Annotated in this window: 25 protein-coding genes; 11 read left to right on the plus strand and 14 right to left on the minus strand. The window is 70.5% G+C overall.

Going from position 1 to position 25,244, the window contains the following annotated elements; genetic code table 11:
- Window positions 1–28: 28 nt before the first annotated feature.
- Window positions 29–1,381: a DUF1996 domain-containing protein gene (locus Psi02_RS32495; RefSeq protein WP_203979661.1), complete on the plus strand. Its 1,353-nt coding sequence runs from the start codon at window positions 29–31 to the stop codon at window positions 1,379–1,381.
- Window positions 1,382–1,463: 82 nt separating this feature from the next.
- Here the strand turns inward: Psi02_RS32495 and Psi02_RS32500 are convergent, their stop codons facing one another.
- Window positions 1,464–2,408: an AraC family transcriptional regulator gene (locus tag Psi02_RS32500; protein ID WP_203979662.1), complete on the minus strand. Its 945-nt coding sequence runs from the start codon at window positions 2,406–2,408 to the stop codon at window positions 1,464–1,466.
- A gap of 102 nt (window positions 2,409–2,510) precedes the next feature.
- On the opposite strand from Psi02_RS32500, the gene Psi02_RS32505 reads away from it, so the two are divergent.
- Together Psi02_RS32505 and Psi02_RS32510 are read left to right on the plus strand one after the other, a co-directional pair.
- Window positions 2,511–3,989, plus strand: coding sequence for an MFS transporter (locus tag Psi02_RS32505; RefSeq protein WP_203979663.1), 1,479 nt, complete (start codon window positions 2,511–2,513; stop codon window positions 3,987–3,989).
- 60 nt (window positions 3,990–4,049) lie between these two features.
- Window positions 4,050–4,490, plus strand: coding sequence for an ester cyclase (locus Psi02_RS32510; RefSeq protein WP_203979664.1), 441 nt, complete (start codon window positions 4,050–4,052; stop codon window positions 4,488–4,490).
- A gap of 71 nt (window positions 4,491–4,561) precedes the next feature.
- Here Psi02_RS32510 and Psi02_RS32515 read toward each other — a convergent pair whose 3' ends face one another.
- The 6 genes from Psi02_RS32515 to Psi02_RS32540 form a co-directional block, all read right to left on the minus strand.
- Window positions 4,562–5,722: a cation:proton antiporter gene (locus Psi02_RS32515; protein ID WP_203979665.1), complete on the minus strand. Its 1,161-nt coding sequence runs from the start codon at window positions 5,720–5,722 to the stop codon at window positions 4,562–4,564.
- 8 nt (window positions 5,723–5,730) lie between these two features.
- Complete coding sequence (locus tag Psi02_RS32520) at window positions 5,731–6,213, minus strand: cation:proton antiporter regulatory subunit (protein WP_203979666.1); 483 nt, start codon at window positions 6,211–6,213, stop codon at window positions 5,731–5,733.
- Between the two features lie 80 nt (window positions 6,214–6,293).
- Window positions 6,294–9,536 (minus strand): ATP-binding protein, encoded by a 3,243-nt coding sequence (locus Psi02_RS40375; protein WP_239095358.1) that lies wholly within the window; start codon window positions 9,534–9,536, stop codon window positions 6,294–6,296.
- Entirely contained in the window at window positions 9,533–10,162 is a 630-nt protein-coding gene (locus Psi02_RS32530) for a hypothetical protein (protein WP_203979667.1), read from the minus strand. The genes Psi02_RS40375 and Psi02_RS32530 overlap by 4 nt, the downstream gene beginning before the upstream one ends.
- Window positions 10,155–11,312, minus strand: coding sequence for a DUF559 domain-containing protein (locus Psi02_RS32535; RefSeq protein ID WP_203979668.1), 1,158 nt, complete (start codon window positions 11,310–11,312; stop codon window positions 10,155–10,157). Before Psi02_RS32535 ends, Psi02_RS32530 begins: the two co-directional genes overlap by 8 nt.
- A gap of 206 nt (window positions 11,313–11,518) precedes the next feature.
- Window positions 11,519–11,932 carry a universal stress protein gene (locus Psi02_RS32540; RefSeq protein WP_203979669.1) on the minus strand — a complete coding sequence of 138 codons (414 nt, stop codon included), beginning with the start codon at window positions 11,930–11,932 and terminating at the stop codon, window positions 11,519–11,521.
- Window positions 11,933–12,216: 284 nt separating this feature from the next.
- On the opposite strand from Psi02_RS32540, the gene Psi02_RS32545 reads away from it, so the two are divergent.
- Both Psi02_RS32545 and Psi02_RS32550 read left to right on the plus strand, forming a co-directional pair.
- The gene (locus tag Psi02_RS32545) at window positions 12,217–12,561 is read left to right on the plus strand and encodes an STAS domain-containing protein (protein ID WP_203952057.1); all 345 of its coding nucleotides are present in this window, start codon (window positions 12,217–12,219) and stop codon (window positions 12,559–12,561) included.
- Window positions 12,562–12,665: 104 nt separating this feature from the next.
- Complete coding sequence (locus Psi02_RS32550) at window positions 12,666–13,268, plus strand: TetR/AcrR family transcriptional regulator (RefSeq protein WP_203979670.1); 603 nt, start codon at window positions 12,666–12,668, stop codon at window positions 13,266–13,268.
- Between the two features lie 39 nt (window positions 13,269–13,307).
- On the opposite strand, the gene Psi02_RS32555 is transcribed toward Psi02_RS32550, so the two are convergent.
- A complete protein-coding gene (locus Psi02_RS32555; RefSeq protein WP_203979671.1) occupies window positions 13,308–14,051 on the minus strand; it encodes a DUF429 domain-containing protein in 744 nt (247 codons plus the stop codon).
- Window positions 14,052–14,271: 220 nt separating this feature from the next.
- On the opposite strand from Psi02_RS32555, the gene Psi02_RS40880 reads away from it, so the two are divergent.
- The 5 genes from Psi02_RS40880 to Psi02_RS32580 all read left to right on the plus strand — a co-directional run bounded on the left by Psi02_RS40880 (window position 14,272) and on the right by Psi02_RS32580 (window position 19,196).
- Window positions 14,272–14,862, plus strand: a complete 591-nt coding sequence (locus Psi02_RS40880) for an ArsR/SmtB family transcription factor (protein WP_203979672.1) — start codon at window positions 14,272–14,274, stop codon at window positions 14,860–14,862.
- A 270-nt stretch (window positions 14,863–15,132) separates the two neighbouring features.
- On the plus strand, window positions 15,133–15,891 hold the full coding sequence (locus tag Psi02_RS32565; RefSeq protein ID WP_203979673.1) for an SDR family oxidoreductase: 759 nt from the start codon (window positions 15,133–15,135) through the stop codon (window positions 15,889–15,891).
- Between the two features lie 30 nt (window positions 15,892–15,921).
- On the plus strand, window positions 15,922–16,824 hold the full coding sequence (locus Psi02_RS32570) for an SDR family NAD(P)-dependent oxidoreductase (RefSeq protein ID WP_203979674.1): 903 nt from the start codon (window positions 15,922–15,924) through the stop codon (window positions 16,822–16,824).
- 456 nt (window positions 16,825–17,280) lie between these two features.
- Window positions 17,281–18,405 (plus strand): Dyp-type peroxidase, encoded by a 1,125-nt coding sequence (locus tag Psi02_RS32575; protein WP_239095359.1) that lies wholly within the window; start codon window positions 17,281–17,283, stop codon window positions 18,403–18,405.
- The gene (locus Psi02_RS32580) at window positions 18,402–19,196 is read left to right on the plus strand and encodes a family 1 encapsulin nanocompartment shell protein (protein ID WP_203979675.1); all 795 of its coding nucleotides are present in this window, start codon (window positions 18,402–18,404) and stop codon (window positions 19,194–19,196) included. Before Psi02_RS32575 ends, Psi02_RS32580 begins: the two co-directional genes overlap by 4 nt.
- A gap of 87 nt (window positions 19,197–19,283) precedes the next feature.
- Here Psi02_RS32580 and Psi02_RS32585 read toward each other — a convergent pair whose 3' ends face one another.
- A complete protein-coding gene (locus Psi02_RS32585) occupies window positions 19,284–19,928 on the minus strand; it encodes a TetR/AcrR family transcriptional regulator (protein WP_203979676.1) in 645 nt (214 codons plus the stop codon).
- Between the two features lie 131 nt (window positions 19,929–20,059).
- On the opposite strand from Psi02_RS32585, the gene Psi02_RS32590 reads away from it, so the two are divergent.
- The gene (locus tag Psi02_RS32590; RefSeq protein WP_203979677.1) at window positions 20,060–21,421 is read left to right on the plus strand and encodes an FAD-binding oxidoreductase; all 1,362 of its coding nucleotides are present in this window, start codon (window positions 20,060–20,062) and stop codon (window positions 21,419–21,421) included.
- A 67-nt stretch (window positions 21,422–21,488) separates the two neighbouring features.
- Here the strand turns inward: Psi02_RS32590 and ptsP are convergent, their stop codons facing one another.
- Genes ptsP through Psi02_RS32615 form a run of 5 tightly spaced genes read right to left on the minus strand, consistent with a single transcriptional unit; the run spans window position 21,489 to window position 25,242 of the window.
- On the minus strand, window positions 21,489–23,153 hold the full coding sequence (gene ptsP / locus Psi02_RS32595; RefSeq protein WP_203979678.1) for a phosphoenolpyruvate--protein phosphotransferase: 1,665 nt from the start codon (window positions 23,151–23,153) through the stop codon (window positions 21,489–21,491).
- Window positions 23,146–23,430, minus strand: a complete 285-nt coding sequence (locus tag Psi02_RS32600) for an HPr family phosphocarrier protein (protein ID WP_203979679.1) — start codon at window positions 23,428–23,430, stop codon at window positions 23,146–23,148. The genes ptsP and Psi02_RS32600 overlap by 8 nt, the downstream gene beginning before the upstream one ends.
- A gap of 15 nt (window positions 23,431–23,445) precedes the next feature.
- Window positions 23,446–24,486, minus strand: coding sequence for a zinc-dependent dehydrogenase (locus Psi02_RS32605; RefSeq protein ID WP_203952069.1), 1,041 nt, complete (start codon window positions 24,484–24,486; stop codon window positions 23,446–23,448).
- Window positions 24,483–24,941 (minus strand): PTS mannitol transporter subunit IIA, encoded by a 459-nt coding sequence (locus Psi02_RS32610; RefSeq protein WP_203979680.1) that lies wholly within the window; start codon window positions 24,939–24,941, stop codon window positions 24,483–24,485. The genes Psi02_RS32605 and Psi02_RS32610 overlap by 4 nt, the downstream gene beginning before the upstream one ends.
- Window positions 24,934–25,242 (minus strand): PTS sugar transporter subunit IIBC family protein, encoded by a 309-nt coding sequence (locus Psi02_RS32615; RefSeq protein WP_203952071.1) that lies wholly within the window; start codon window positions 25,240–25,242, stop codon window positions 24,934–24,936. The genes Psi02_RS32610 and Psi02_RS32615 overlap by 8 nt, the downstream gene beginning before the upstream one ends.
- Between the last annotated feature and the right edge of the window lie 2 nt (window positions 25,243–25,244).

The raw sequence follows: 25,244 nt of genomic DNA on the forward strand, positions 1-25,244 counted from the left end.
CCGGCACCCCCCGTAGTGAGGAGAGAACATGCACCAACCCCGCAGTCCCGGCCGGTTACGGCTCGGGCTGGTCATCGCCGCCGTGGCCGCGACGGTCGCGGCCCTCATCGCGATCGTCAGCCCCGCGGTCGCCGCCGACTCCCTGCTGTCGCAGGGCAGGCAGGCGACCGCGTCGTCCAGCGAAGGAGGGGCCTACGCCGCCTACCTCGCCGTGGACGGGAACCCGGGCACCCGCTGGGCGAGCACCTTCAGCGACCCGCAATGGCTGCAGGTCGACCTGGGAGCCACCGCCACGATCAGCCAGGTGGTCCTCACCTGGGAATCCGCCTACGCCACCGCGTTCAAAATCCAGACCTCACCCAACGGCACGACCTGGACCGACGCCTACTCCACCACCACCGGCACCGGCGGAACCCAAACCCTCAACCTCACCGCCACCGGCCGCTACATCCGCCTGTACGGCACCACCCGAGCCACCGGCTACGGCTACTCCCTCTGGGAGTTCAAGGTCTACGGGACCGGCGGCACCCCGGCGCCGACCCCCTCGCCCACGGACACCTCTCTGGTCACCCATCACGAGTTCCAGGCGAACTGCAGCGTGACCCAGAGCCGTCCTGACGACCCGATCGTCTACCCCGGTCTGCCGGGCGCGTCGCACATGCACACGTTCGTCGGCAACGTGACGACCACCGCGAGCTCGACGCTGGCGTCGCTCCTCGCGGGAGGGACGTCGTGCGTCGTCCCCGCCGACAAGTCGAGCTACTGGTTCCCGCCGGTCTACAAGGGTGACCAGCTCATCGTGCCGGTCGGCCCGCAGGTGCTCTACTACAAGTCCGGCGTGCTCGACTACACCTCCGTGCGCCCGTTCCCCCAGGGCCTCCGGTACGTGGTCGGCAGCCCCACCGCGACCCAGGCCGACTTCCAGCGCGCCCCCGGCGCGGTCGAAGGCTGGGAGTGCGGGGAGAGCTTCCACAACTGGGACTTCCCGGCCTCCTGCCCCGCCGGAAGCCAGCTCAACATCCGCTACCAGGCGCCGAGCTGCTGGGACGGCGTGCACCTCGACAGCGCCGACCACAAGAGCCACATGGCCTACCCCGTCAACGGCGAGTGCCCGACGACGCACCCGGTCGCGGTGCCGATGCTCGAATACAAGATCGCTTTCCCGGCCGACGGCGACATGTCGCAGGTGAGGCTGTCCAGCGGTCGCGGCTATACCTGGCACTACGACTTCTTCAACGCCTGGGACCCCGCCACGCTGGCCGCCCTGGTCACCCACTGCATCAACGGCGGCCTGCAGTGCAACGCCCGCGGCTACGACCTCTACAAGCCCGAGCGCGGCGCGGCACTCGATGAGAACTACCGGTTGCCCGGACACCCGTGAGGTCTCCGAGCCTGATGACTCCCGGGTCCCCGCCGTGCCGTACACGGCGGGGGCCCGGGGTGTCAGCCGACCCCGGCCGCGGTCATTCCCTGACCTGGCGCCGATACCTTCCGGGGGCGATGCCGTACCGGCGTTTGAACGCGTTGGCGAACGCGAACTCCGAGGTGTAGCCCACCTGCCTGCCCACGGCGCCGAGTGGAGCGTCGGAGTCGCGCAGAAGCCGTCCCGCGACAGTCATCCGCCACCAGGTCAGGTAGGCGAGCGGCGGCCTGCCCACCAGCGAGGTGAACCGCTTGGCGAAGGCGGCGCGCGACAGCCCGGCCTGCTCCCCGAGGGACTCGACCGTCCACGGGCGTGCCGGTTCGCCGTGGATGCCGTGCAGCGCGGCACTGACCGCCGGGTCGTTGAGCGCGGCGGCCCAGCCGGTGACCACGCCGCGGGCCGGCTGCTCCGCGAACCAGGCGCGCAGGATGTAGAGGAGCAGCATGTCGAGCAGGGCGGGCACGAGGGCGTCCGCGCCGAGCCGGGGCCGGCCCAGTTCGGCGCCGAGGAGATCGACCGCCGCGCGGATCTCCGGGTGGTGTCCCGGCATGGCCGGCAGGTGGACGATCTCCGGCAGATCGCTCAGGAGCGGATGCGCCCGGGCGGGATCGAGCTGGTAGGCCCCGCAGAGCGTCACCGTGAGCGCCCCCGGCCCGTCGTCCGTCCCGCCTTCCGCGACCGGTGAGGCGTACCGCCGCTCGTGCCGCTGGTCGTACGGATCGCAGGCGGGCCCGGCAGGCGGGGTGGCCGGGCTGTCGGCGAGCACGTGTCCCCGCCCGTTGACGAGGAAGACCACGTCTCCCACTCCGAGCGTGACGGGCGCACCTTCCGCGGGGAGCAGTGAGCACGACCCCTGCAGGACCACCTGGAAACCCACGCCGGGCACCGGCGGGTAGCTCTGGCCCCAGGGAGCCCGCCAGCGGATCAGCGCCGAGCGCGGCTCTCCGGTCCTCATCGTGGCGATCACGTCACTGAGGACATCCATGCGGACACCGTATCCCCGGAACCTCCGCGGGAGGACGAACACGTATGAAATCAAGATCAATAAGCATGGGGCGTCTCCCGGCGTCGCCGTACGGTCAGGCACATGACCGACACGCCCCCACCGGGCCACACCGCGCGCTGGTCGTCGTTCGCCGTCCTCAGCGCCGTCCAACTGATGATCATCATTGACGGGGGCGTCGTGAACATCGCGTTGCCGTCCGTCCAGGGCGACCTCGGTTTCACCCAGGCCGGCCTGGCCTGGGTGGTCAACGCGTACATGATCGCCTTCGCCGGCCTGCTGCTCCTGTCGGGCCGACTCGGCGACCTCGTCGGCCGCAGGCACATGTTCGTGGCCGGTCTTCTGACCTTCGTCGCGGCCTCCCTGATCTGCGGCCTGTCCCCCACCTCGGAGATCCTCGTGGCCGGAAGGTTCCTTCAGGGGGCGGGTGGGGCCATGGCCGCCGCCGTCGCCATGGGGATCACCATGACGCTCTTCACGGAGCCGCGGGCGATCGCGAAGGCGCTCAGCTGGACGGGGGCCATCGCCGCCGCGGGCGGCACCATCGGGGGCGTCGCCGGCGGTGTGATCACTCAGACCGCCGGCTGGCGCTGGGTCTTCTTCGTCAACGTGCCGATCGGCCTGGTGGTCGCCGTGCTGGCCGTCCGGCTGCTCGCGTCCGACCGCGGAATCGGGCTCCGCGCGGGGGCGGACGGCGCCGGGGCCCTGCTCATCACGGCCGGGCTGATGCTGGGCGTCTACACGATCGTCACCGTGGACGAGCACGGCTGGCGCTCCGCGCACACGGCGGTGCCTGGCGCGGTGGCCGTGGTCCTGCTGGCCGGATTCGCCGTACGCCAGGCGACGGCGGCCCGCCCGCTTCTGCCCCCGCGCGTCCTGCGATCGCGGGACGTCGCCGGGGCGAACCTCGTCCAGGTCCTCATGGTGGCCGCCATCACGGGATTCGGCTTCCTCAGCGTCCTCTACCTGCGACTGGTGCTGGGTTACGACGCCATGGCGACCAGCCTGGCCTCGCTTCCCCTGCCGGTGACGCTCGCGGCGGTCTCGCTCGGCGTCTCCGCCCGGCTCAACACGCGCGTCGGTCCGCGTGCCGTGCTGGCAGCGGGTCTCGTCCTCATCGTGGCGGGCCTCTGCCTGGCCGCCCGCGCTCCCGCCGCCGGGGCGTACGTCATGGCCGTGCTGCCCATGATGACCCTCGTCGGCGCCGGCGTCGGGCTGGCGATGCCCGCGGTGATGACGCTCGCCATGTCGACGGTGACGCCGGCCGACGCGGGGGTCACGTCCGGCCTGACCGCGACATCGGCGCAGGCGGGCGGCGCGCTCGGCCTCGCCGTTCTGGCCGCGCTGGCCACGGCCCGCACGGAGAGCCTGCCGGCCGGCGGCCGCACCGCCGCGGCCGCGCTCAACGAGGGATACCACCTGGCGTTCGGCACCGGCGCCCTCCTGGCCGCCGCGGCCCTCGTCATGTCCCTCATCCTCCTCGTCCCCGGGAGCAGGCCCCGGCGGCCGGCGGCGATCACGTCACCGGACGACGAGCCGAGCGGAGTCCGCAGTCGATCTTGAACAGTCCTTTGCATACGCCTGGATATCTTGGGGCTCTGCATGGCTTCGAGGGGAGCGAGCATGTCCGATGCTCGGCAACTGCCGGACCTTCTGTACGAGCTATACGAATCGATCAACAGGCACGACCTGGACGACCTGTTACGCCATTTCCGGCCGAACGCCGTCCTCGTCTCACCCGCGGGCGTCGCGGAGGGCCACGAGGAGATCGCGTGGCACTACGAACAGATATTCACCGCGTTCCCCGACCTCGCCTTCACGCCGTGGGAATCGGCCGAGCCCGGCGATCCCGCCCTGACCGAGTGGACTGTGAACGGCACGCACACGGGGCCCTTCCTGATGCCCAACGGACATGCGCTGGAAGCCACCGGCCGGCGCGTCACCGTCCGCGGGTGCTCCGCGTGCGAGATGGAAGACGACTTGATCGTCACCCACCGCGTGTACTTCGACCAGCTCGAGCTTTACTCCCAGCTCGGGTGCGACCTCACCCCCACCGCCTCCTGAACGAACCGGATCGGCGCGATCCGCCACGCAGAGGCCGCTGCCCCCGGAGCACGCTCCCGATCTCCCGGCGGTCAGGCGCGTTTGGCGATGGCGGTGATGAACGGCTGGACCAGCCGCGCCGCCAGCGGGCCGAACGCCGCGAGGATGAGCACGTACGCGGCGGCCACCGGCCCGAGGTCCGGATGGGCCCCGGACGCGACCGCCAGACCGGCGATCACGATGTTGAACTCGCCCCGGGGGATCAGCGCGATGCCGGCGCGGGCCCAGCCCGCTCGCGCGATGCCCGCCCGGCGGGCGGCGTACGCCCCGGAGAGCAACTTGGTGATCATGCTGACCACCGCGAGCAGGGCGGCGAGTCCGGCGACCGGGCCGATCTTCGCCGGGTCGGTCTGCAGACCGAAGAAGACGAAGAACACCGCCGCGAACAGGTCCCGCAGCGGCGCGAGCAACGCCTGGGCGTCCTCGGCCAGCTTTCCCGACAGGGCGATGCCGACCAGGAAAGCCCCCACCGCCGCGGACACCTGTAACTGCTGTGCGATGCCGGCGACGAGCAGGGCGAGGCCGACCACCTTCAGAAGGAGCACCTCGGAGTTCGGGCTGGCGACGAATGCCTGGATGAGCCTGCCGAAGCGCAGCGCGACCACCAGCACGACGCTGACCGTCGCCAGCGCGATCGCCACGGTGATCGCGCCGCCGACCAGGCTCAGCCCGGCCAGCACGGCCGTCAGGACCGGCAGGTAGATGGCCATGGTCAGGTCTTCGAAGACCAGCAGCGACAACACCACCGGCGTCTCGCGGTTGCCGATCCAGCCGAGGTCGGACAGGACCTTCGCCGTGATGCCGGACGACGTGGCATAGGTGACGCCGGCCATCGCCAGGGCGGCGACCGGGCCCCAGCCGAGCAGGAGCGCGAACGCCGCCCCCGGCAGGGCGTTGAGCACCACGTCCACGACTCCCGCGCGGGCGTTGCCCTTCAGGCTGGTCACGAGTTCGTCGGCGTTGTACTCCAGGCCGAGGGTGAGCAGCAGGAGGATGACGCCGAGTTCGGCGCCGACGGAGATGAACTCCTCGCTGGTCGCGAGCGGCAGGATGCCGCCCGTGCCGAACGCCAGCCCGGCGATCAGGTAGAGGGGAATGGGTGAGATGCCGACGCGCAGGGCCAACGCCCCGAGGATGCCGAGCCCGAGCACGACCGCGCCGAACTCCAGGAACAGTATTGCCGTTTCGTGCACAATCCGGCCTAACCGTTGGACAGGATGTCGGCGACGGCGGCGGTGCTCTCCGGGCTGCCCACCACGACGACCACGTCACCGTCGGCCAGCGGGAAGTCGGGTCCGGGGCTGGCGGCCACCTGCCCCGAGTGGACGATCGCCACGATGGAGGCGCCGGTCCGGGTGCGCACGCGGGCGTCCCCCATCGCGCGGCCGGCGTACGGCGAGCCGGGCAGGATCGGCAGTTGCAGGCTGACCAGCCCCTCGACCTCGCGGTGCAGGTCGTTGAGGCGCTGCACGATGCGAGGAGCGCCGAGCAGTTCGGCCAGCGCGTCGGCCTCCTCGTCGTTCAGCTTCACGGTCTCGCAGGCGCGGTCGGGATCGTCGGGGTCGTAGATCACCAGGTCACGGCGGCCGGTCCGGTGGGAGACCACGCCGATCCGGCGTCCGGACCGTGTCGTGAACTCGTGCCGCAGCCCGATCCCCGGCAGCGCCGTCTGCTCGACCTCCACCTGTACCTACCGCCTCACTTGATCTCGGACCTTTCGGACCACCGTACCTATACGGGCAAGTCAGCGGCGCACCCGCGCGTCTACGGTTTCCTGGCCCTCTGGATGACCTCCTCCGTCGTCAGCGGGCTTCTCGGATGGTGGCTCAGGCACATGGGGGCCTGGATCCTGGCGAACGCCGTCCCCTCAACGCCCGCGTAGAACTCACCGGGGCCGAGGCGCCCGACGTCCCCGATGGTGCTGTTCTTGGACCTCGCCACCTCCTTCGCCGCCTCGATCTGGGCGGGGCTGTTGAGCAGCCCGAAGAACTGGGTGGCGGAGTTGCCGGGGATCCGGTTGTGGAGCCCCCTCGGGGCCTGCGTCGCGAAGACGAGGCCGAGGCCGTACTTGCGGGCCTGGGACGCGAGCGCCAGCGTGCTGTGCGTGCACGCGGTCATCGCCCCGGACGGCGCGAACGTCTGCGCCTCGTCCATGACGAACAGGCCGCCCAGCGGCCGGTCGCCGGCCGGGTGTCTCCTGATCCAGGAGAACAGCGCGAGCTGCAGCAGGTTGACGAAGCTCTGCCGCTGCTCGTCGGACGGCAGCCCGACGAAGCTGATCACCGATATGCGGGCCCGTTTGCCGGGCGGCGGGGTCAGCAGCACGCCGGGGTCGGCCGCCGCGCCTTCGCCGCCGAACAGCGGGTCGCTGACCATCGTCGCGGTCAGGTTCTGCGCGATCTCTCCCGCGATCTTGTCGGCGTTGGCGAGCGTGCTCACCCCTTCCGGAAGCTCGGACAGCAGCGCGATCAGGCCGTGCAGGCCGGCGGTGCCGTGCCGCCCGTAGTACTCGACCGCCTCCTTCAGGACCGCCCGGCTCCGGTGGGCCTTCTGTGTGTTGCCCTCGAGCTTCGCCCGGGGCACCAGGGAGGAGACGGCCGCGCCGACGGCCTCCCTGAACTCGTCGGCGTCGTCCATCACCCCGCTGAAATCCGGGAGCGGCTGGAAGGCCAGCGGGCGTCCTGCGACCCTGCCCGGCGTCCAGACCGTGACGTCGGTGTCCGCGAGGTATCGCTCCGCCCTGTCCGCGTCGCCGTCCCGCCATCCGGCGGGCGGCTCCGGCCAGCCGTCGCCCAGGCGCGCGAGGTCGTTGTTGGGGTCGAGCACGATGGCCGACACCCCCTTGAGCGCGCACTCCTCGATCAGCCGGCGGATCAGCACGGTCTTCCCCGAGCCCGAGCCGGCGAAGATCGAGGTGTGCTTGCGCAGCGCCTCCAGGTCCACTCGCGCGGGAACCTGGCCGACGGTCGTCCCGATCACGATCGACGGGGCGTCCGCGCTCCCGTCCGAGACGGCCGACGCCCGTTTCACCCCCGGCACGGCCGGGGTCTCCGGCGCGAGATCCCCGGCTGGGACGTCCGCCCTTCCTCTTCCTGAATCACCGCTCATGGCGGCCACCGGGTCCGGCGTCGCGGTGTCCCCTCCGGCGCCGGGCATGCCGGACGGAACGGTCCACACGTCGCCGAGCGCCTCATCGAGCAGCTTGATCTCACTCGTCGGCCGCCGGGCCGCGAGCCACGCCTGGAGGTCGGGCGGATTGTCCTTCAGCAGAGCGCGAAGAGCCGCGAGGATCTTCAGGTCCTCTACCTCGACCCGCAGGGTCCTGCCGCCCGCCCGCTCGAAGGCCGCGACGGCCTCGCGCGTCTTGGCGCCGCCCGACCACTCCGTGTTGCGCAGGAGGAACAATCTGCGCTTGCGGACGTCGGGGTTCAGCCCCGCCGCGACGGAGGCGCCGCGTATCCGGGTGAGTGCGGCTATGGCGTTCGTCGCGGCTATGGCGCGGAAACTCCAGTGCTCCTCATCCTCGGTGGCCTCGTCGAGACTTCGCCGCAGTCTGGCGTGCAGCGGTGGTTTCGCACTGGGCGGCGCGTCCTGGCTGTACAGGGTCCCGGCCTTGCCCTGCTCGGCTACCCAGGCGGCCAGCCCGGCCGCCAGAAGCGCCGGCATCATCGTGTCCTCGGCCGCCGGATCGAGCGCCGCCGCGGCGTCCGCCGACACCTGTGCCGTGCCCCGCAGTTCGGCGAATCTCACGTCGAGCCTGCCGAGATCGGCCTCGGGGACGACGAAGCGCGGTTCGGGGCTCGACTCGGAGGTGCTCACATCCCCGCCGTCGAAGCTCCCCAACTCGGTGATCTCACCACTGGCCCGGCAGGATCTGATGTGGGCGTCGATCCTGATCAGAAGTTGCCGGGGAGTCAGGCCGGGAGTGGAGTCGAAGGCGGTCGGCTTGACCGGCCACGTCGGATGCGGTGGCCTGAAGCCGATCGCGCGGTACTGCGCCCCGAGCCGTCGCTCGATCAAGGTACGGCCTGTCTCGACATCAGGGATGGCCTTGAGCCGGATGGTTTCGCGGAACCGATCCTGAACCGTGTCAGTGGCGTTCTTCTTGATGTAGACCCAGGTCGGCGTAATGCATGAGACCACCGTAAGCGTCCGGCGGGTGATCTCCTTAAGAGTCATGAGGCCACCCGCGATCTGCTCGATGACCAGGGCGTCACGCTGATCATGACGGCCGCGATGATCGCTGACGGCCGTGGCGGCGGCCACCAGAGTGTCGATCTGATCGATCGCGATGACGGATGGTCCCGTTAGGGCAAGCAGACGTGACAGGCTCCTGACGACTTCCTGCGGCGACCGCTGTCCTCGTCGCATCCCCCATCTCGCGCGCTCGCCCTGCTCCTCCTCCGGTTGAGAGATGAGCCAGGCGTCGCCGACGTCACGCGCGTGCCGGTCCATCGATGCACGAAGCACGAGCGCCCTGGCGGCTTCCTTGCTTTCCCGGCCTACATGCCCGTCGAAACGCTCCAACGCCTCCATGAAGCCGTCGAGCACCTCCACGGTGAGAGGGGCGTCACCGATCACCGCGCGCCGCATCATCCGCGGCACTCCCACCTGTGAGGAGAGACGGCGCAGGAACGCCTTGAGCTGGCTCTCGCCGTCCAGCTCGCGCGACAGGCCGTCGAGCACCGATCCCACGACGTTCTCCCAGAACATCCCGGCATCAAGGAGTTCGACGAGAAAGAAGTAGCCGCCTTCTTCCTGGACCTTCTCCCGGATCCATCCCAGCAGGTGCGTCTTGCCGGCACCCCGCTGCCCCTGAACCACCAGCCCGATCGGGCTCGTGTCGGTGCTCCGCGTCGCCTCGCCGACCCCGTCGAGGACGGCCTGCACGGTCTGCAGGTTCAACGCCTCGACATGGAATGGCGAGGGATGCCAGACATCCTCGAACCCACTGACCCAGTTGAACGTGAGAGCGCTCAGGGCACCATGCTCGTCGACCGCCATCATGCTCCGATCGCAAGAAGGTGTTTGTCCTGGTCGCCGATGACCAGCGCCGCCTCTCGGTCCCGCCGGGTGAGGGCCTTCTGGTTCGACTCGGGGACGACGTCGACATCGGGCATGGCGGCCATCCGCCGAAGTGTCTCGTCGACCTTCGTCCTCGCCACGTCACGCAGGAGCACACGAAGCTCCGTGAGGCTCACCCAGCCTCCCGGCTCCATGACGAGCTCGGCGTAGGCCTCCCGGATGAGAGCCTCGACATTGGACACAGGACCGAAGACGTCTGACAGCCTGCGATCGGTCCGCTCCATGAACCCCTGGACACCGCCGATCAGCGCCCGGATGATCGGCCCAGGCGAACCCTTCAGCTGGCCGCCCGCCGCCCTTGCGCTGATCGCCTCGGCACGAAACTCCTCGGCCACGCGGGCCCAGCCGGCGTCGGTCAGCACGTGGACGTACGCGCGCCCCTGCTTCCAGCTGTCGACCAGTTTCAGCTCGTTCAGGCGCAGGCGCCTCTTCCCGTCGAGCGTGAGGCCGTAGCGCTCCGCGAGGTCCGGATTGGCGATCTCACCGGCCTCCACCATGAGTACGACGAGGGCGGCGACTTCGGGCAGGGACAGATTCGTGTCAGACATCGCGTGATCCTTCGAACGTTCCAGGGCGGCGGCTCACGACGAACCGCTCCAACTGGCGGACGACCGTTTCCAAATCGGAGGCGATCTGGGCGTTGGTGAAGCGCAGGACGGCGTAGCCGTCGAGTTGCAGTTGCACGTCGCGGCGCCGGTCGGCCTCGAACCTGACCGCCTCGCGGTGTTCGGGACCATCGATCTCGACCACACATCGCTCCTGCCGCCAGAGGAGATCCAGCCGGATCGACAGGGCGAGCGGATGCGACTGGTGGGTCTGGTTCCACGCTCGCCCGGCGGCCCAGTCGCAGGCGGCCAGTGCCCGCTCCAGGGCGTGCTCGGCGGCACTCGCCGGGTGCGGACGCCCGGCGACGGCCGGATATCGCACCGCCGGTTCCCTCAGACCCGGTTCCCGCATGCCGGACGGCGGCAGGAAGGCACCCCGGTACGCCGGCGCCGGAGCGGATCCGGCCCGCACGGGTCCTTCGGACGTGTGAGCGGTCACGGCCGGCCGTACGGGCGCGTCCGGGACGTCTCGGGCGATGGCGGCGACCTCGGGCGGCAGCCGCACCATCGCGGTCTCCAGGCGATCGACGGAGGCAAGGCGAGCGCCGGTGAGCCACATGCCCATGCCGGCACGATGGGCCAGCCATTCGCATCCCGCGAGCAGCACGTCCTCGTCCCGGGCGGAAAGGCCTTCGGGCACGTCGATCAGCAACGCCGCCCGTGGGCGGCCGAACGCCGCGGCGAGGACACGGGCGAGGCCGGCCGCCCGCACCTCAGGGGGAAACCGAGTGGGTCCCGGCGCCTCACCTCTGAGGGACGTCTGCGCGAGGTCGGCCACGAAGGGGCCGAAATGATGCGTTCCGGAGGCCATCTCCAAGGCGAGCACACGAACCGCGCCGACGCCCGCTCCCCCGGGCGCGATGCCCTCGGCGTCCGGCAGCCAGGCCGGATAGAGGGCGACGGCGGCCGTCTCGAGCTCGGACAACACCGACTCGACCATGGCGGACGCGGTGGGTGCGACGGTCGCGGCGTAGGTGAGGACGGCGGGGGCCCCGTCGGGCAGCGGTTCCAGCGACAGAGCGAGCGCCTCGCGACTCGCTCCCGTCAGCCGTATGACGCGGTTGGTCGGCAACTCCGTCCACGAACGCGCCACGCCGCTTCACCTGATTTCTGGTGATCCCCGGGTAACTCGACCTGCCGACGCTATAGGGGATCACTCACCCGCGCAGGGACTTTCCCGAAGAGCCAGACATTTTGTTATTTCGCAGGGAGTCCCCGAGCGTCCGGCCCGGGACTCCGGTCAGGTGACCGTCGGGCGTCTCATCTAGCAAGTCGCCCGACGACGCACCTGACCAGGCATCAGACGGCCAACAGCACCGACGTGGGCGTGTGCAGCGCGACCTTCTCGCTCACGCTCTCGCCGATCAGCACGCCGATCTGGGTGTGATGGGCGGGGCCGAGCACGATCAGGTCAGTGCCGAACTCCTGCGCCCGGTCGACGATGATGTCGGAGATGTCGCCGCGAAGTCCCGTCAGCAGTTCGCCCCGGGCCGCGACACCCGCCTCCTTCAGCCGGGCCAAGGCGTTGTCGATGACCGCCTGGGCCTCCTGCTCGTCCTCGACCTGGACCACCGTGTCGTACACCACCTGAGACGCGCCGACGTGAACCACGTCGACGGCCGCACCGGTGAGCTTGGCAAGGTTCTCGACCGTTTCCAGGACCCGGTCCGAGCGCGGGGAGTTGTCGACCGCCGCGAGGATGCGCTTGTACATGGCTGTTCCTGTCCTCGACGCCTTTTCAGGCGAGAGCTTCATTTAACGGATTAGAGTCTCCTCCACCACCAGAGACCGACTCATATCGGGCGGCCGCTAAGGCCGTCCTGAGGATCATCCGACCCGGCGGCCCGCCTCTTTACCCAGTTGACCGGTAGGTTCCCGGCACCTTGAGGTAGGCGCCTTCCACGGCTCGAACCGAGGGCGGACGTTACTTACCGTAGACACGCGAACGGATAGCGTCATTTCGGACAGCACGCCCCGATCCAACCGAAGGCGCGCATATGACTGCTCAGCTCGACATCACCATCAATGATCATCCGGCCGTCACCGTGGTCGCCGTAGCGGGCGAACTCGACATCGCGACCGGCGGACAGTTGCGCGGCACGCTCAGGCAACTCGTGTCCGAGGGACGCGTCAGGCTCGTGGTGGACACCTCAGGCCTGCGGTTCTGCGACTCGACCGGGCTGGAGGTCCTCCTCGATGGTCTCGACGACAGCGTGAGAGCGGGCGGGACGCTCCACCTCACCGGCGTGCACGGCACACTGGGCGTGGTCCTCGACGCCACCCGGCTCCGTGACGCCTTCCGGATCGAGGACGCACCGATCGAGTCCCTCGCCCGACGCTGAACCCGCACGCCGCTGAACCCGCTTGCCGCCGGTTGACCGGCCTGATCCCCCCGAAGATCCCTCATCGGACTGGACTGCTGAGTCCAGGCTTGTATCCTCCTGGCATGACCCGTGCTCTCACCGCCAAAGGCGCCGCGACACGGCAACGGATCGTCGCAGGAGCGGCGGAACTGGTCCGCACCAGGGGCGCCGACCAGGTCGGCCTCGACGACATCCGCGCGGCGACGGCCACCAGCAAGAGCCAGTTGTTCCATTACTTCCCCGACGGGCGCGCCGAACTGCTCCGGGCGGTCGCCGCACACGAGGCCGGTGAGGTGCTGAACGACCAGCAGCCCTTTCTCGACGAACTCGGCCCCGCTGGAACCTGGCAGGCGTGGCGCGACGTGGTCGTCCAGAAATACCAGGAGCAGGGCATCCACTGCCCGCTGAGCGCGCTGACCACTCAGCTCGGGCCGGCCGATCCGGGCATCCGCATGATCGTGGCGGACCTACTCGAGACGTGGCACACCCGGATCGCCGACGGAATTCGCCGCGCACAGGGAGAGGGGCTCGCCGAGCCGTCCCTCGAGGCGGAGAAGACCGCGTCCTCGATCCTGGCGGCGATCCAGGGCGGTGTGGTCATGATGCAGGCCACCGGGAACATCGAGTTCCTGAAGGTGCCGCTCGACGCGGCCATCGCCGATGTCGAGCCCGTGGCCGGCGTCTGATCCCCGCGTCACCTGCCGTGTCCCCGGGCGGGCGGCGTCCTAGCGCAGCGCGTCCAGAGGAGTCGTGGGGATCGCGATCCAGCCTTCCGTGACGGCATTCGCCACCTGCGCCGGCCCGGGCACGGTGACGAGTCCGCACGCGGCGGCCCGGGCCGTGAGAGCGGCGATGACCGCGTCGGCGGCGTCGTCCGATCTCCGGCAGGCGCTCTCGTGATCACCCAGGCTCAGCCACGGCGCGGCGGCCAGCAGGGCGTCGATCATCCTGCCCCGCGCCTCGGCGTTCTCCGTCCGCTTGTATCCGCGGTACGGCAGGCCCCATTCCTTGAGCGACGCGGCCGGATAGACCTCGACGACGGGGCCGCCGCCGTCGCGGGCCACCGCCGTACCCGTCTCCACCGCGAGCCTGGCCAGCAGCGCCGCGCACCGCATCGCGGGATGGGCGATGCGGTCGGCCGAGACGCTCAACGGCCGGAGGCCGGTCCGCTCGTGGACGGCCCGATCGGTCACCCGGAGCGCCAGATCCCTGCGCCAGTCACGGCCGAGGCCGCCGGGCACGACGACGTCGCCCGCGCGATGCGCGGAGACGAACGACACGAAAAGCTCCGGCCAGCCCAGCGGACAGTCGATCCCCGCCTTGCCGGCTCCTTTGATCGCCTCGATGATCAGGTCGTCGTCCGCGCCCACGGCGACGTCCTTGACGAAGGCCCGTCCCGCCGACCATTCCACCCAGGCCACGGCCGTCCGTACCGCCTCCGCCGCGAGATCCACCCCGACCGTCAGCACCCCCTCACCGTACGGCCGGGCGGACATCGGCGCCCACGGCTTGGCCGTACAGGCGGGGGATCGATGACCCGGCTTCGCCGTACGGCCGGGGGGGGATCGATGCCCACGGCTCGGTTCCTGGCCACGCTTGATCGGGCGTACGGTACGACCCGGATCGTGCGACTTACCGACAACTTCTTATGCGTTGACACTAATACTTGTCGGTGGAATGGTGGGGGGCATGTTCGAGGTGGCGGTGATCGAGGATGCGGCGGCGGCTGAGGTGTCGCTGGATCCGGTGCGGGCGCGGTTGCTGGCGGAGTTGGCGGTGGCGGGGTCGGCGACGATGCTGGCGGCGAAGGTGGGGTTGCCGCGGCAGAAGGTGAATTATCACCTGAGGGCGTTGGAGCGGCATGGTCTGGTGGAGTTGGTGGAGGAGCGCCGTAAGGGCAATATGACCGAGCGGGTGATGCGGGCGACGGCGGCGTCGTATGTGATCTCGCCGGCGGCGTTGGCGGCGGTGCAGCCGGATCCGTCGCGTTCGCCGGATCGGTTGTCGGCGCGGTGGTTGCTGGCGGTGGCGGCGCGGTTGGTGCGGGACGTGGGTGTGCTGATCACGGGCGCGGCGGCGGCGCGCAGGCGGGTGGCCACGTTCGCTCTGGACGGGGAGGTCCGCTTCGCGTCGGCGGCCGACCGGGCGGCGTTCGCGGAGGAGTTGGCGGGTGCGGTGGCGGCGCTGGTCGGCAAGTACCACGACGAGACCGCCGAGGGCGGGCGTGATCACCGGGTGATCGTCGCCGTCCACCCCAGCGTCACAGCGCACAGCGCCTGAAACCGGCCCGAGACCCGATGCCGATGCCGATGCCGATGAAGCCGAGACCACGAAGGCCCGGCGACTCCGACTGACACGCGCCTCTTCCTGAACCTTCAGACCCTCCATCTGCCCGATGAGCACCGCTCATCGGGCAGACATGTTTATGCCGGCACTCGGGCCAGGGACCGTTAACGGCGATACGAAGGTCAAGTAGCAACAGTTCCCAGCCTCTGGTATCGTCGATAACGCAAACGCGAAAGCGATGTTACGAATTTTTGGGAGACTTCGATGTCCATCACCACGGACAACGAATCCGGCCAGGCACGCGTCGCCGTCATCACCGGAGGATCGCGCGGCATCGGCAACCAGGTGGCCAGGAAGCTCGCGGCGGAAGGCCTCGCCGTCGTCGTGGTCTACGGGGGCAACAAGGCCGCGGCGGACGACACGGTGAAGGAGATCCGCGAGGCGGGCGGGCAGGCGATCACCGCCCAAGCCGACGTCGCCGATGAGAACGACATGGCCGCGGTGTTCGACCTGGCCGAGCAGACGTTCGGCGGAATCGACGTCGTCGTGAACGCCGCCGGCCGAATGGTCCTGTCCACCCTCGCCGAACTCGACCTCAAGGTGCTCGACGAGATGCACCGCACCAACATCCGCGGCACGTTCGTCGTCTCCCAGCAGGCCGTCAGGCGCCTGCGGCCCGGCGGCGCCCTCATCAACTTCTCGTCGTCGGTCGTCGGGCTGGCCTTCCCGCGTTACAGCGGATACGCCGCCAGCAAGGGAGCCGTCGAGGCCATGACGCTCATCCTCGCCCGGGAGATGCGCGGCCGCGACATCACCGTCAACGTCGTGGCCCCCGGCCCGACCGCCACCGACCTGCTGTACGACAACAACACCGAGGAGAACCTCACCCGACTGGCCGCCGCGCCTCCGCTGGAGCGCCTCGGCACGGCGGAGGACATCACCGCGGTCGTCGCCTTCCTCGCCAGCCACGAGGGCCACTGGGTGAACGGCCAGGTCATCCGTGCCAACGGCGGAGCCATCTGACGCGCGACCGAGTACCAGAGGAGAACCCCGGTGAACTCTAACAAGATCATCATTGTTACCGGCGCTTCCAGCGGCTTCGGCGCGCTGACCGCGCGTGCCCTCGCCCGTGCGGGTCACACCGTGTACGCGGGGATCAGGGAGACCGAGGGCCGCAACGCGCCCGCGGTCGCCGATCTCGTGCAGTACGCCCAGGACAACGGCGCCGACCTGCGGCCCATCGAACTCGACGTGGCCTCGCAGACGTCGGCGGACCACGCCCTCGCCGAGATCGCACAGACCCACGGGCGTCTCGACGTCGTCGTGCACAACGCCGGGCACATGGTGCTCGGGCCGGCCGAGGCGTTCACCCCCGAACAGATCGGCCAGGTCTACGACACGAACGTGCTGGGCACCCAGCGCGTCAACCGTGCGGCTCTGCCGTACATGCGGAGGCAGAACGAGGGTCTGCTCGTGTGGGTCGGCAGTTCCAGCACGCGGGGCGGCTGCCCTCCGTTCCTTGGCCCGTACTTCGCGGCGAAGGCCGCGATGGACGCCCTCGCCGTCAGCTACGCCGGCGAACTGATCCGGTTCGGCATCGAGACGGCGATCGTCGTCCCGGGGGCGTACACCAAGGGGACCAATCACTTCCTCCACGCCGGGCGGCCCGACGACGCCGACCGCGCGGCGGCGTACGACGAGAACTACGCGAGCCTGATGGACGACGTCAACGCCCGCCTGGCCAGGCTGCTCCCCCCGACGGCCGAGGTCGACGAGGTGGCGGAGACCATCGCGCGGGTCGTGGACATGCCCGCCGGGACCCGGCCGCTGCACACCCACATCGACCCGAGCCGTGACGGCAGCGAAGTGGTCTCCGCGGTCGCCGACCGTGTACGCGCGGACTTCTTCCGCCGCATCGGCCTGGACGACCTCCTCACCCCCGCCAGCAGCCTCTAACCCCCCCCCACCCCCCACATTCTTGGGCGTGATCATGCACACCTTCGGAGAATGCCCGGCTGAGCTGCGACAACCCGCTTCGTGATCATGCACGGATTCGGAAATACCTGCGGTGAGCTGCGACGATTCATGGCGTGATCATGCACACGATCGGGAAGCGCATGATCACGCCCGGCAGACGGCCAGGTCAGCGGCGCCCCATCCGAAGGTGTGCATGATCACGCTCGACGTATGGGCAGGCCGGCCAGGCTCCACCCGAATGTGTGCATGATCACGGCTAGTGAAAGGGCAGGTCGTCGATGACACGGCCGAACCTGTGCATGATCACGGGCAATGAAAGGGCAGGTCGCTGCGGGTACGGCCGAGCCTGTGCATGATCACGCGGATTCTGGTTCGGGGGGTGTGGGCCTTACCCCACCGCCACATGGGCGGACCTCGCTGACATATCCTCCCTGAGTGGTCCCCCACCAGACGGAGCAGCACCGACCGGAGAAGGGCGAGGCACAGGACGTGACGGATCGACCACCCGTACCGCAGGCGGTGCTTTCCCCGCTCACCAGCTCCGCGATCTTCCTGGTGGTGACGGTCGACCCCGGCGGCGAGCCGGTCGTCCGCGAGTTGCTGGCCGACGTGGCAGGGCTGGTGCGATCGGTGGGGTTCCGCATCCCCTCGGGCGCGCTGACCTGCGTCACCGGCATCGGATCGGCCGTGTGGGACCGGCTGTTCGCGGGCCCCCGGCCGGCCGAGTTGCATCCCTTCCGCGAGGTGACCGGTGCGCGGCACACTGCCGTCGCGACGCCGGGCGACCTGCTCTTCCACATCAGGGCCGGCCAGATGGACCTGTGCTTCGAGCTCGCCTCACAGATCATGGAACGCCTGCGCGGGGCCGTGACGGTCTGCGAGGAGGTCCAGGGGTTCAAGTACTTCGACGAGCGCGACCTGCTCGGCTTCGTCGACGGCACGGAGAACCCCGAGGGAGTCGACGCGTACGCCGCCGTGAGCGTCGGCGCCGACGATCCGGACCAGGACCCGGACTTCACGGGCGGCAGCTACGTCATCGTCCAGAAGTACCTCCACGACCTCGCCGCCTGGAACGCCCTGCCGGTCGAGGCGCAGGAGCGGGTCATCGGCAGGACCAAGCTGTCCGACATCGAGCTTCCCGACGACGTCAAGCCGAGCGACTCCCATGTGGCGCTCACCACCATCACCGACCCCGACGGCACGGAACGCCAGATCGTACGGGACAACATGCCGTTCGGCGCTCCCGGCCGCGGCGAGTTCGGCACGTACTTCATCGGCTACTCCAGCACGCCCGCGGTGACCGAGCTGATGCTGGAGCGGATGTTCGTCGGCGATCCGCCGGGCAACCACGACCGGATCCTCGACTTCTCGACCGCGGTCACCGGCGGCCTCTTCTTCGCGCCGTCGGCCGACTTCCTGGACGACCCGCCTCCGCCTCCCGGGCCCCGGCGCGAAGCCGCGCGGGTGACCGACGAGCCTCCGGCCGAGACCACGCACGCGTCCGACGGTTCCCTGGCGATCGGCGACCTCAAGAACCTGAAGAGGAGCACACCGCGATGAACAACCTCCACCGCGAACTCGCGCCCATCTCGGAAGCGGCCTGGGCCGACCTGGAGAGCGAGGTCCGCCGGACCTTCATCCGGCATCTCGCGGGACGCCGGCTGGTCGACGTGCCCGAGCCGGGCGGTGTCACCCTCTCCTCGGTCTCCACCGGCCATCTGTCACCGGTCGAGTCGCCCGCACCGGGGGTCGCGGCCCGCCTGCGCGACTCCCAGGCGCTCGTCGAGCTGCGTGTGCCGTTCACCGTGGACCGCCAGGCCGTCGACGACGTGGAGCGCGGGGCTAAGGATTCGGACTGGGACCCGGTCAAGGAGGCCGCGCGGCAGATGGCCTACGCCGAGGACCGTGCGATCTTCGAGGGGTACGCCGCCGCGGGCATCGAGGGCATCCGGCGCGGTTCGACCAATCCCGCGCTCTCGTTCCCGGCCGAGGCGCGCGACTACCCCAACACGATCAGCCAGGCGATCACCACCCTGCGCCTGGCCGGAGTCGACGGCCCCTACTCGCTCGCGCTCAGCGCGGACGCCTACACCGCGGTCAACGAGACGTCCGACCACGGCTACCCCATCCACGAGCACCTCGCACGGCTCATCGACGGGGAGATCATCTGGGCTCCCGCCATCAGCGGCGCGTTCCTGCTGACCACCCGTGGCGGTGACTACGAGCTGCGCATCGGCCAGGACCTGTCGGTCGGATACGACTCGCACGACGCGACCACCATCCGGCTGTACCTCCAGGAGAGCCTGACCTTTCTCGCCTACACCGGCGAGGCCGCCGTCGCCCTCACCTGAGCCTGCGTACGGCGCAGGCCGCCGGGGGCCGGTCCGCGGACCGCGCGGCGAGGGGCACACGCCGGAAGAAGGCGGCGCCGCCGCGCGTCATGTCAGGGCGCCGGCATCCCCGAAGAGCGAGTGACTCGCGGCCTCGAGCAGCCACCGCTCCGCCTTCTCGTACGACCATCCGTTGTCGTCCACGAGTGCGAAGAACCCGGCGTAGCCGAAGTAGAGCCACAGGATGTCGTCGGCGTCCCGGGCGTCGAGTCCCGGACGCAGCGCGCCCAGATCGGCCATGCGCCGCGCGGCGAACCCGTTCCCCGCGCGATAGCGCGCGGTGGCCGTCGCCAGGCTTTCCGCGACCCCCGGGTCGTGCGGCGCAGTGGCGATCATGACGCGCATGATGTCGCCGAACTCCTGCCGCATCTCCCGGGTGACCGTGGCGACCGTGCGCAGGATCGCGTGCGCGTCCTCGAGCCTCCCGATGCGCTCGATGTTGTCGGCCACGATCGGTGCCGTGGTCCAGACGTCCATCAGCGTCCTGAGCAGCCCCTGCTTCCCGCCGCCGACCGCGTAAACGGTGGCCGGGGCCACCCGGGCGGCGGCCGCGATGTCGTCCACCTTGGTGGCGAAGAACCCCTTCTCGCCGAAGAGTGTGCGGGCCGCGTCGATGATCGCCTGTCGCGTCGCCTCGGCATACTCGGCCCGCCGGCTGACCGGCCTCCGACCTGCGGCCATTTTGTCACTCATATGACCACCCTAGGACTATTTTCATCAGAGTCACACTCTGGTAAGTATGGCCGGGATGTTCTCAACAGAGCACAGATCCACCTCGACTGCGGCGGCCCTTCGATCGGGCCCGCCACGTGAAGGGAGTGATCGTGGGCACACATGACAGGGCCCGCGCCGCCGCGCGCGACCTGGAGACGAGACTCGGGCCCGGGCGTGTCTCGACGTCCGGCCCCGCCTACGACCAGGCCATCCGCATCTGGAACGGTGCGGTGGCTCATCGCCCCGCGGTGATCGTGCGCTGCGCGACGCCGTCCGACGTCCAAGCCGCCGTCGGCGCGGCCCGCGCGCACGGCCTGCCGCTGTCCGTCCGCGCGGGCGGGCATGACTGGGCGGGCCGGGCGTTGCGGCACGACGGGCTGGTCATCGACCTGACCGGAATGACCGCCGTCGCCGTCGACCCGGATTCCTCCGTCGCCACCGTCAACGGCGGCGCCACTGTGGCCCACGTCATCGCGGCCGCCGCACCGCACGGCCTCGTCGCGGTGACCGGCACCGTGGGGCACGTCGGAATGGCGGGCCTCACTCTCGGCGGCGGATACGGGCCGCTCGGCGGGCGATTCGGCCTGGCGCTCGACAACCTGCTCGCCGCCGAGGTGGTCCTCGCGGACGGGCGTCTCGTGGTCGCGGACGAAACCCACGAAAGCGAGCTCTTGTGGGCTCTGCGCGGCGGAGGAGGCAATTTCGGCGTCGTCACGTCGATGCGGCTCCGGCTGCACGAGATCCCTGGGCTGATCGCCGGGCTCATCGTCTACCCGTGGTCTCAGTCGGGCTCCGTGCTGCGCGGCTTCGCCGACCTGATCGCCTCCGCGCCGGACGAGCTGACCGTCCAGACCGGCGTCCTGTCGGGGCCGGACGGCTCCCCCACGCTCTTCCTGTCTCCGGCGTGGAGCGGCCCGCCGTCGGAGGGCGCCAAGCACATCGACGAGCTCACCCGGCTCGGCACGCCGCTGCTCTCCCAGGTCGCGCCGATGAGCTACGGAGACATGCTCGGCTTGTTCGATGCGCACATCGCCACAGGCAGGCACTACTCGATCCGCACCCGGTCGCTCCCGGCCTACACCCCTGAAGCGATCACCGCGATGGTGTTCGCCGGCGACACACGGACGTCCCCGCTGTCCGGCATCGCCGTCCACCACTTCCACGGCGCGGCCGCCGCGGTGCCTCCCGGCGACACGGCGTTCGGCGAACGGCGCGACCACTTCGCAGCCGAGATCGTCGCGGCCTGGGAGCCGGACGGCGACGGCAGCGCGCACCGGGCGTGGGCGGGCGCCGTCTCCTCCGCGCTCGAACCCTGTGCGCTCCCCGGCGGATACCCGAACCTGCTCGGCCCGGACGACCGGGACCAGGCCGAGCTGGCGTACGGCGACAACGCGGGGCGCCTGCGCGCGGCGAAGAGGCGGTACGACCCCGACGCCGTATTCTCCGCCATCCCCCTCCCCCACGCCGACTGAGATCGCCGAGCCGGCCGGGTTCCCCGACCGGCCGAGCCCCGGCACCCGCGGATCCGGACGCCGCCTCTCAGGCGGCCGCGGCCTCGCGCACGGCGGTCCGCGCGCCGTCCGGATCGGCGGCCGCCAGTGCGAGCCGGGCGTGCTCCCGGCACTGGTCGAGCGTGTGCCGGGCGAGGGAGTCCCGTACGGCCGGCACGCTCCTGGCCGACATCGACAGGCTCGTGACGCCGAGCCCGACCAGCACGGTGGCCAGCAACGGATCGGCCGCGGCCTCTCCGCAGACCCCGACGGGCTTGCCGGCGGCTCGCCCCGCCTCCGCGCACTGCGCGATCAACTGGAGGAGCGCCGGCTGCCACGGGTCGAGAAGATCGGCCAGCTCGCCGTGCTGCCGGTCGGACGCGAAGGTGTACTGGCTGAGGTCGTTGGTGCCGATGCTGAGGAAGTCCACCTCGTCCAGGAGCCGGTGGGCGTGCAGGGCGGCGGCGGGAACCTCCACCATGACACCCACGTCGGCGAGCCCCCGTGCGCGAGCCCGCCTGGCGAAGTCGGCCGCCTCCCCCGGCGTCGTGACCATCGGCGCCATCACCCACGGCGAGGTGCCGCTCACCCGGGCCGCCTCAGCCAGAGCGTCGAGTTGGGCGTCGAGCACCTCGGGTGACCGGCGCGACACCCGCAGCCCGCGCACGCCGAGCGCGGGGTTGAGCTCCTCGGGCAGGCCGAGGAAGGGCAGCGGTTTGTCGGTGCCGGCGTCCAGGGTGCGAACGACGACCGTGGCCTCGGGGAAGGCCCGCAGGACGGCCTCGTACGCGCCGGTCTGCTCCTGGTGGGTGGGGGCGGTCCTGCGGTCGAGGAAGAGGAACTCGCTGCGGAAGAGCCCGACACCCTCCCCCGGTGAGCCGGCCGGGATGTCCGCCACGGATCCGATGTTGAGCAGCAGCTTCACCGGGTGCCCGTCCGCGGTGCGTCCGGGGCCGGTCGCCGTGGCGAGGCGGTCGCGGTCGGCGCGGGCGGAGCGCTCGACCTCCGCCGCCGTCCGCTCGTCGATGCCGGCGTGGACCTCGCCGGTGCCGCCGTCGACGGACGACCAGGTCCCCTCGGCGATGGACAGCGCCCCGGGGCAGGCCACCACCGCGGGGATTCCGAGGGCCCGCGCGAGGATGGCGGTGTGGCTGGTCGGCCCGCCCTTCTCCGTGACGAGCGCGAGCACCACGCCCGGGTCGAGGTTCACGGTGTCGGCGGGGGCGAGGTCGTCCGCCGCCAGGACGAACGGATGGCCCGGCGACGGGAGGCCCGGCATGGGCAGGCCGAGCACGGCCGCGACGGCGCGGTTCTTGATGTCGTCGAGGTCACTCGCGCGTTCCGCGAAGTAGCCGCCCGCGGCCAGCAGCGCCTCCCTGTGCTCGGCGCACGCGGCGTCGATGGCGTGGGCGGCGTCCGACCCTGCCGCGACCCGCTGCTCGACCGACTCACGCAGCAGGGGATCGGCCGCGATCATGGCCTGCGCCTCGAGGATCTCCCGGGCCGCGGGATCGGCCACGCCCTCCGCCCGTGCGGTCAGTTCCCCGGCCGCCGACTCAAGGCCGCGCACCGCCAGAGCGGTCTCCGCGCCCGTGTCCGCGACCGGCGCGGGCGCGGGCAGCAGGGGCGGGCCCGCCATCTTGTACAGCCGGCCGGCGGCGCGGCCCGGGCTGATGCCCAGACCGCGCAGGACGTCGAGCGCCGGCTCAGGCACCGGGGACCTCTTCGGCGTCGAGGTCGCGGGAGAGCAGGTCGGCGAGCGAGTCCAGGACCTCTTCGGCACCCGGCCCGTCCGCGTCGAGCGTGACCTCGGTGCCGTGCCCGGCCCCGAGCGACAACACGGCCAGCATGCTGTTGGCGGGGACCGGCTTGCCGTCCCCGACACGGATGCGGACCGCCGTGCCCTGCCTGGCCACCGCCTGGACGAAGATCTTGGCGGGCCGCGCGTGCAGACCGGACCGTGAGGCGACGGTCACTGTCCTTTCCGGCATCAGGACTCCTCCTTCTCAGGGTTCGATCGTTACCTTGATCGCGGCACCGCGGCTCACGATGTCGATGGCGTCGAGGACCTCGGCCAGCGGGAGCCGGTGGGTGATGAGATCGGCCACCGGCACCGATCCGTCGGCGATGAGCCGCAGCGCCCGCTTGTTGTGGGCCGGGCTCGATCCGTTGGCGCCGACGATCGTGAGCTCGCGGTAGTGCACGAGGTTGGAGTCGAGGCGGATGATCGGATCGTCCTTGGGCAGGCCGCCGAAGAAGCTGATGCGTCCCTGCCTCGCCGTCATCTGCAGCGCCTGCTCCTGAGCGGCCCCCGAGGCGGCGGCGGTGATGACGACGTCGGCTCCCCTCCCCCCGGTGAGCTTCAGCACCGCGTCCACGACGTCCGTGTCGGCGCCGCAGATCGCCGCGTCCGGCCGTACGAGGTCGGCCGCCATGGCCAGCCGCTCGGCGTTGAGGTCGACGAGGAACACGCGGGACGCGCCACGCGAGCGGGCCAGCCGTACGTGGAGGCAGCCGATGGGGCCCGATCCCACGACGACCACGTCGTCGCCCTCGCCGACGCGGGCCAGTTCCTGGCCGTTGAGGACGCAGGCGAGCGGCTCGGCCACCGACGCCTCGGCGAAGCCGAGCCCGTCGGGGATCCGGTTGAGTCCGTCCACGGCCAGGATCTTGGCCGGGACGATCATGTACTGCGCGAAACCGCCGTCGTAGTGGTAGCCCATCGACTCCTGGTTCGGGCACACCGTCATGTGGCCCCGGCGGCACTCCTCGCACTCACCGCAGGGGATCGCGGCGATCACCTGGACGCGGTCCCCCGGCGTCCAGCCGGTCACGCCCTCCCCTACGTCGACGACCTCACCGGCGATCTCGTGCCCCATGACCCTCGGCGGCCTGATGTGGTGGTGGCCGAACTTGAAGATCTTGACATCGGTGCCGCAGGTCGAACAGTTGCGGACACGGATCTTGACGTCGCCGGGGCCCGCGACGGGCTCCGGCACATCCTCGATGCGGATGTCGCCGGGAGCGTGGAAACGGGCGACCTTCACTCGGATGGTTCCTCTCTGGACGGTTGCAGCAGGCGGATGACGTCGGAGACCTCGGTCGCCTCCCGCAGGGCCTGTGCCTGCTCCGGATCGAGCAGGATCTGGGCGAGTTCCGACAGCAGCCTGATGTGGCCGTCGCCGCGCGCGGCGATGCCGACGCAGACGGCGACCTGCTCGCCGTCCCAGTCGACGCCGCCGGGAAAGCGCAGCACACAGATCGCGTCGTGGTGGACGGCGTCCTTGGCCACCAGGGTGCCATGCGGGATGGCGACGCCCTCGCCGACGTAGGTGGAGATCGAGCGCTCGCGTTCGAGCATCGCGTCGATGTAGCTCGCCTCGACGGCGCCCAACTCGACGAGGACCTCACCGCAGCGGCGGATCGCCTCGTCGCGGCCGTCCGCCTCCTCGTTGAGGCGGACGGCGCGGGGGTCGAGCGGCAGCGGGGCCGTCTCAGCCATTGATGGTGCCGCCGCTCTTGATGGTGCTGACCAGCTTGGTGACCGCCGGGTCCCCGATGAAGACCTGGAAGGGGATCAGCACCACGTCGGGAGCCGTGGCCCGGGCGCGGGCGGCCAGCCCCACGTGGCAGACCACGACGTCGGCGTCGGCCGGGATCGAGTTGACCGGGGTGTGCTCCACCTGGACCTGCGCGCTCTTCAACTGCTTGCGGAGCTGGCTGGCGAGCATGACGCTGCTGCCCATGCCCGCGTCGCAGGCCACGACGATCTTGTGGACGTCCTTGCTCTCGATGCTGGACATGG

The sequence above is a fragment of the Planotetraspora silvatica genome (assembly GCF_016863315.1).
GTDB classification, from domain to species: domain Bacteria; phylum Actinomycetota; class Actinomycetes; order Streptosporangiales; family Streptosporangiaceae; genus Planotetraspora; species Planotetraspora silvatica.